Here is a 6,393-nt window from a genome sequence, read left to right as displayed (position 1 = left end):
CTCCCCCCATTGTTGCTGACCCTCCCCCTGACCACCATCGCCGCCACCGAAGAACGCCTGCCCAGCGTCACCGTCACCGCCGAGCACCGTCAGGAAAACCTGCAGAAAACCCCGGTGGCCATCAGCGCCTTCGACGAAACCACCCTGCGCGACCAGCAGATCAACAATATCCGCGACCTCTCCGGCCGCGTCCCGAACCTGACCCTGAATCGCCAGTCGATCTCCTACAGCGCCCAGACCTACGGCATCCGCGGCATCGGCGAGACCGACCCGATCCAGGAAGCCGCCGTGGCCGTCTATGCCGACGACCTGTACATCCCCCGGGCGATCTCCTCGATGCTCAACTTCAACGATGTCGAGCGCGTCGAAGTGCTGCGTGGCCCGCAAGGCACCCTGTACGGCCGCAACAGCGCCGCCGGGGCGATCCGTGTGATCACCCGCGACCCGGACCAGAAAACCCGCGCCTTCGTCGAACTCGGCGCCGGCAACTACGACGCACGCAACGGCCGCCTGCTGGTCAGCGGCCCGCTGGTGGACGACACCCTGTTCGCTAGCTTCTCGGCCCTGCGCCTGAGCCGCGATGGCACGGTGTACAACCGCACCCGGCACAAGGACGTCAACAACGTGGATATCCAGTCCTATCGCGGCAAGCTGCGCCTGGCCCCGGTGGACTCGGCCTGGGACACGCAACTGACCCTGGCCGGCACCTTCGACCGCGGCGACACCACCAGCTACACCCCTTTCGACCCGAGCAACGGCCACTTCGACAAGTTCAAGACCTACAGCAGCCTCGACCCGAAGAACCGCCTCGACCAGGGCAGTGCAGTGCTGCGCTCGATCTACCACTTCGACGATCAGCTGAGCTTCAAGTCGGTCACCGCCTGGTCGGCCTTCGACCAGCCGGTGGACTACGACAACTCCGGCGAAGCCAACACCGGCAACGCCGCACCGACGCAGAACAACCTGATCCACTACAAGCAGCGCTACGCCACCCAGGAGTTCCAGCTCAACGGCGAGTACCAGCGCTTCAACTTCACCCTCGGCGCCTACCTGTACAAGGAGCGCTTCCGCGCCGAGCGCGACAGCCTGACCTACTCGGTGGCGGCCGACCGGGTCAATGCCAGCGGCCAGTACAGCACCACCGACACCGAAAGCTACGCCCTGTATGGCCAGGGCACGTACAAGCTGACCTCACGCCTGTCCCTGACCGCCGGCCTGCGCTACACCGCCGAGCACAAGAACTTCGACTACCAGAACTACGCCATTACCCGACAGCGCGAGATCACCGGCCTCAACTTCAGCGCCGAAACCAGCGAAAGCTGGGCCTCGTTCAGCCCCAAGCTGGGCCTGGAATACGCCTGGAGCGACGAGCTGACCCAGTACGGCTACGTGGCCAAGGGTTTCAAGGCCGGCGGCTTCGACAACCGCGCACCGACCCGCCTCGCCGCCTTGCAGGGCTTCGACCCGGAGAACGTCATCACCTATGAAACCGGCGTGAAGGGCGACTACCTCGATGGCCGCCTGCGCAGCAACATCGCGGTGTTCTACAACGACTACAAGGACCTGCAGACCAACGCCTGGGACCCGGCGATCAGCGCCAACCTGCGCACCAACGTCGGCAGCGCCCACAGCTACGGGGTGGAACTGGAAAACACCGCGCTGCTCAGCCGCGACCTGACCTTCAAGGCCAATCTCGGCTACCTCGAGGCGCAGTACGACGACTTCAAGAATGCGGCAGGGCCGGGGGTGGATGCCGATGGCAACCGGATGGTCTTCGCGCCGCGCTGGAACCTGGCGCTGGGCTTGAACTGGACGCTGCCGGTAGACGTACCGGGCGCACTGGTGGCGGGGACCGACTGGCAATTCCAGAGCAAGTCCTACGCGAATGCGGTGAATGGCGATATCTATGAGGTGCCGCAGCAGAGTTTCTGGAACGCCACCAGCAGCTACAGCAGTGGTGATGGTCACTGGACCACCACCCTTGCGGTGAAGAACCTGCTCAACCGCGCTTATCCGCAAAGCATTGCGTATTCGGCGGCGAGCAGTACGGCGTATTACTCGGTGAATGATCCGCGGACCATCACCTTGAGCGTGCGTTACGACCTGTGATCAGGAATCGCGCTTGTCGGCAGTCGACTGCTCGGCTTTCTTGTCGGCTACCGCCTGCTGCGGTGCCTCTTTTTGTGCCTGCTGGAATTGCGCATGCCATTCATTGACCCGGTCGCTGCCGCCTTCTGCATGGGCCAGGACTGGCAGGGCGAAAAGGACGGACAGGGTTGCGGCTTTGAACATGGACATGGAATAGGACCTTTGCTTGGGCTAACGGAAATCGTTTAGCCCGGGCATTGTCCGAAGGTGCGATTAACCAGGAATTAAGCGCCGGGAGCGCTGCTGTCTTTCCCGGTCTGCTCGCTGCGGAGCAGCCCGAAAGCCTGACGCGAGCGTCAGTAGTCCCCACGCTTGCGGAAGGCCCAGCGCCCCGCCAGCGCGGTAAAGGTCGCCACCAGCACCACCAGCACCCAGAAGCCGTTGGGGTCCTCCGACAGCGGCACCCCGCCCACGTTCATGCCGAAGAAGCCGGCAATGATGTTGATCGGCAGCGCCAGCACCGTGACCACCGTCAGGGTGAACAGGGTGCGGTTGTTCTCCTCGGTCAGCTTGGCCGCGATCTCTTCCTGCAGCAGCTTGATCCGCTCGCCCAGCGCCGTGAGGTCGTTGATGATCACCGAGAACTCCTCGGTGGCCGCGCGCAATTGGCGGATGTCCTGCTCCTGCAGCCAGTCCGGCGGCCGGTTGAGCAGGCGCAGCAGCGAGCCCGGCTCCAGCGCCAGCAGGCGTTGCAGGCGCACCAGTACACGGCGCATGGCGCTGAGGTCGGCGCGGTTGTCGCTGAGGCGCTGGGACAGCAACTGATCCTCGATGCGGTCAACGTTCATGGTGGTCTCGCGGACGATCTGGGTCAGTACATCGCCTTGGTCGCCGAACAGGTGCACCAGCAACTCGATGGTCGAGCTGAACTGCTCGCCACGCTTGACCGACGAACGCAGGCGATCCACCGAGTGCAGCGGCTGCAGGCGCGTACTCACCAGCAAACGCGGGCGCACGCAGGCCCACAGGGTGGAAACGTCGGACGAGACCATGCCGAAGTTGAACACCACATCGTTGACCACCGCGAGCAAGGCGGTGTCGGCGTGTTCGATGCGGGTCGAGCGCGAGCCTTCGCGCAGGGTTTCGAAGAAGGTTTCCGGCAGGTCGAGGCTGCCCTTCATCCAGCGCTCGCAGGCGGCGTGGGCGAGGTTCATGTGCAGCCAGAGGAATTCCTCGGGGTCGCGGGGCGCGAGCATCAGCTCGCGGGCTTCGCTGGAATCGATCTCCCGCCCCGGCTGGCCGGGACGGAACACGAAACCGTAGAGCAGGCCGTTGAGGTCGGCGTCCTGCTGATGGCCCTGGGTGGTGATCATGCGGGCTCTCGGCAAGGGAATCAGTGACGGGAAGAACCGCTATCCACGAGGCTGTGCAGCAGGCCGAAACGCAGGCCGGGCTCGGACGGGGTCATGTCCTCGATACCGAAGACCTTGAACGCCGCCAGCATGATCGCCAGGCCACCGGGGAGCATGCCCTGGCGATGGGCCTGCAGACCGCCAAGCTTGAGGCGCTTGACCTGGCCGGCACCGAGCAGGGCCAGGGACAGGCGCAACAGCCCGGCATAGGTGATGCCATCGCGCCCGCCCTCGTTCAGGCCATTGGCCTTGAGCACCCGGGACAGCATGCGCGCGGTGCCGGACGAGCCGATCGCCGCATGCCAGTCGTGTTCGCGGATATAACCATCGACCCGGGAGAACTCCAGGGTGGCGTGCTGCTCGGCCTGCTGCAGGGCGCGGCTGTCGACCCGGCCAGCGGGGAAATAGCGCTTGCCAAAGGTGCCGGAGCCGATGGTCAGGCTTTCGGTGAAGATCGGCTGCTTGCCGCGGCCGACGATCAGCTCGGTGGAGCCGCCGCCGATATCCACCACCAGGCGCGTGGTTTTCTCGCACGGCATGGTGTGGGCGATGCCGGAGAACACCAGCTCGGCTTCTTCCTGGCCGGAAATCACCCTGATGGGAAAGCCCAGGCGGGCCTCGGCGCCTTCCAGGAACACCGCTGCATTGCGCGCCTGGCGCACTGCGCTGGTGGCCACCGCGCGCACCCGCGCCTCCTTGAAGCCGCTGAGGTGTTTGCCGAAGCGCTCCAGGGCCTGCCAGCCGCGCTCCAGGGCGAGCTTGTCCAGCGACTCGTCACGCAGCCCCTCGGCCAGGCGCACTGGCTCGCGCAGGCTTTTCACCTTGCGGATCAGCGGGCAGCGGTTGCCGGGAATCTGCTGGCCGATGGTCATGCGGAAGGCGTTGGAACCGAGGTCCACGGCCGCAAACAGGGGGGCGCTGCCTTTCATGGGAGATGTCCTGATAGGTCCGACGGCCAATTCCGCGCCGGGCGCAAGCATGTTCGAATTTGATGGCAGGAATGTTACCTCTCGTTTCATGACACTTCGGTGACGCGTGCGCCCTCGAGCCTTCAGCTTTTCCCGGCCAGGCCGATGACCCTGTTACCTCCCCTCGCCTTGTGCCCGTCACTGAGGACTCGAAGATGCAGCTGACTCTAAAAACAAAACTGCTGTTGCTTGCCGTACTCCCCGTCCTGGTTTTCGCCCTGGTCATCAGTGGCGCCGCCGACCGGATCCTGCGCAACCTCGCCGAAAGCGAGATCAGCGAAACCCGCCAGCGCCTGCTGGATGAAAGCCGCCAGAGCCTCGAACACTACATGCAGATCGCCGTTGGCTCGGTCCAGGCCCTGTACGACGCCGCCCCCGCCGGCGACCTGGCCAGCCGAAGCGAAGCCATCGCCCTGCTGGCGAAGATCAAGTACGGCAAGGATGGCTACTTCTTCGCCCACGACTCCAACGTGGTCCGCCTGTTCCGTGGCGACAGCCCGGTGGACGTGGGCAAGAACCTCAGCGACCGCAAGGACGTCAACGGCGTGTTCATCAACCGCGAGCTGGTGCGGGTGGCCAAGGACGGCAGCCACTACGTCAACTACAGCTCGCCGCTGCCGGGCAACGAAAGCGTGCAGGTGCCGAAGCTGGCCTACAGCTTCTACCTGCCGAAATGGGACATGGCCGTCGGGACCGCAGTGAACCTGGACAACATCGAGCTGCGCATCACCGAGCTGCGCGCCGAGATCGACCAGCGCATCGACTCGATCCTCACCAGCATCATCGCCATCGCCGCGGTGCTCCTGGTGATCCTCGGCATCGCCGGGCTGATGCTCAGCAACACCCTGCTCAAGCCGCTCAAGGCGATGAAGGACAACCTCGACGCGATCGCCGACGGCGACGGCGACCTGACCCACCGCCTGCGGGCCGGCAACGACGAGCTGGGCCAGCTGGCCGGCTCGTTCAACCGCTTCGTCGAGAAGATCCAGGGCCTGGTGCGCCAGGTGGTCGAGGTCAGCGGCGAGCTGTCGACCCTGGTCGAGGCCGTGGAAAGCCAGAGCCGCCGTTCCGAGCAGGCGATGGAAGCCCAGCGCCACGAAACCACCCAGGTGGCCACGGCGATCAACCAGATGTCCGCCGCTGCCCTGGAAGTGGCCCACAGCGCGCAGAACGCCGCCCAGGCCGCCCAGGAAACCGACAGCCAGGGCCAGCAGGCGCGGCAGGTGGTAGACGGCAGCATCAAGCGCATTCATGCGCTGGTGGAGAACATTCGCGGCAGCGGCACCTCGCTGGACAGCCTGCAGCAGGACGTGCAGTCCATCGTCGGGGTGCTCGGGGTGATCCGCTCGATTGCCGAGCAGACCAACCTCCTGGCCCTCAACGCCGCCATCGAGGCAGCCCGGGCCGGTGAGGCCGGGCGTGGTTTCGCCGTGGTTGCCGATGAGGTACGCGGGCTGGCCAGCCGGACCCAGCAGAGCACCCAGGAAATCCAGGTGATGATCGATCGCCTGACCACCGGCACCCATTCGGCGGTGGAGTCGATGCGCAACTCCTGCGAAGCCGGCGACAGCACCCGCGACCAGGCCAGCGAGGCCGGGGTGTCGCTGGATGCCATGGCGGGGTTGATTGGCACCATCAGCTCGATGAACGCGCAGATCGCCAGTGCGGCGGAGGAACAGACGGCCGTGGCCGAGGAGATCAACCGCAGCGTGCACCAGATCGCCCAGGCGGTGGACAGCGTGGCCGAGCAGACCCGGCAGGGGGCGCAGACGGCGCAGAGTCTGTCGGCGCTGGAGGGGCATCTGCGGGCGTTGGTGAAGCAGTTCCGGATCTAGTGCGCTTTCGGGCCTCATCGCTGGCAAGCCAGCTCCCACAGGGTCAGCACAAACCTTGAGACTTGTGCAGTACCTGTGGGAGCTGGCTTG

Annotated in this window: 5 protein-coding genes; 2 read left to right on the top strand and 3 right to left on the bottom strand. The window is 65.3% G+C overall.

Annotated features, from left to right (window positions below; translation table 11 throughout):
• Positions 1 to 9: 9 nt before the first annotated feature.
• On the top strand, positions 10 to 2,109 hold the full coding sequence (locus tag PSEMO_RS22185) for a TonB-dependent receptor (RefSeq protein WP_075805125.1): 2,100 nt from the start codon (positions 10 to 12) through the stop codon (positions 2,107 to 2,109).
• Here PSEMO_RS22185 and PSEMO_RS22180 read toward each other — a convergent pair whose 3' ends face one another.
• The 3 genes from PSEMO_RS22180 to PSEMO_RS22170 all read right to left on the bottom strand — a co-directional run bounded on the left by PSEMO_RS22180 (position 2,110) and on the right by PSEMO_RS22170 (position 4,429).
• The gene (locus PSEMO_RS22180; RefSeq protein WP_075805124.1) at positions 2,110 to 2,298 is read right to left on the bottom strand and encodes a co-regulatory protein PtrA N-terminal domain-containing protein; all 189 of its coding nucleotides are present in this window, start codon (positions 2,296 to 2,298) and stop codon (positions 2,110 to 2,112) included.
• Between the two features lie 146 nt (positions 2,299 to 2,444).
• Positions 2,445 to 3,461 carry a transporter gene (locus tag PSEMO_RS22175; protein ID WP_075805123.1) on the bottom strand — a complete coding sequence of 339 codons (1,017 nt, stop codon included), beginning with the start codon at positions 3,459 to 3,461 and terminating at the stop codon, positions 2,445 to 2,447.
• 20 nt (positions 3,462 to 3,481) lie between these two features.
• Complete coding sequence (locus PSEMO_RS22170; protein ID WP_075805122.1) at positions 3,482 to 4,429, bottom strand: Ppx/GppA phosphatase family protein; 948 nt, start codon at positions 4,427 to 4,429, stop codon at positions 3,482 to 3,484.
• 194 nt (positions 4,430 to 4,623) lie between these two features.
• On the opposite strand from PSEMO_RS22170, the gene PSEMO_RS34490 reads away from it, so the two are divergent.
• Complete coding sequence (locus tag PSEMO_RS34490; RefSeq protein WP_075805121.1) at positions 4,624 to 6,303, top strand: methyl-accepting chemotaxis protein; 1,680 nt, start codon at positions 4,624 to 4,626, stop codon at positions 6,301 to 6,303.
• Positions 6,304 to 6,393 lie beyond the last annotated feature (90 nt).

The sequence above is a fragment of the Pseudomonas putida genome (assembly GCF_001941965.1).
Lineage (GTDB): Bacteria > Pseudomonadota > Gammaproteobacteria > Pseudomonadales > Pseudomonadaceae > Aquipseudomonas > Aquipseudomonas putida_L.
The sequence above is the reverse complement of the archived record's forward strand: the minus strand, read 5'-3'. Positions and strand labels throughout refer to the sequence as shown.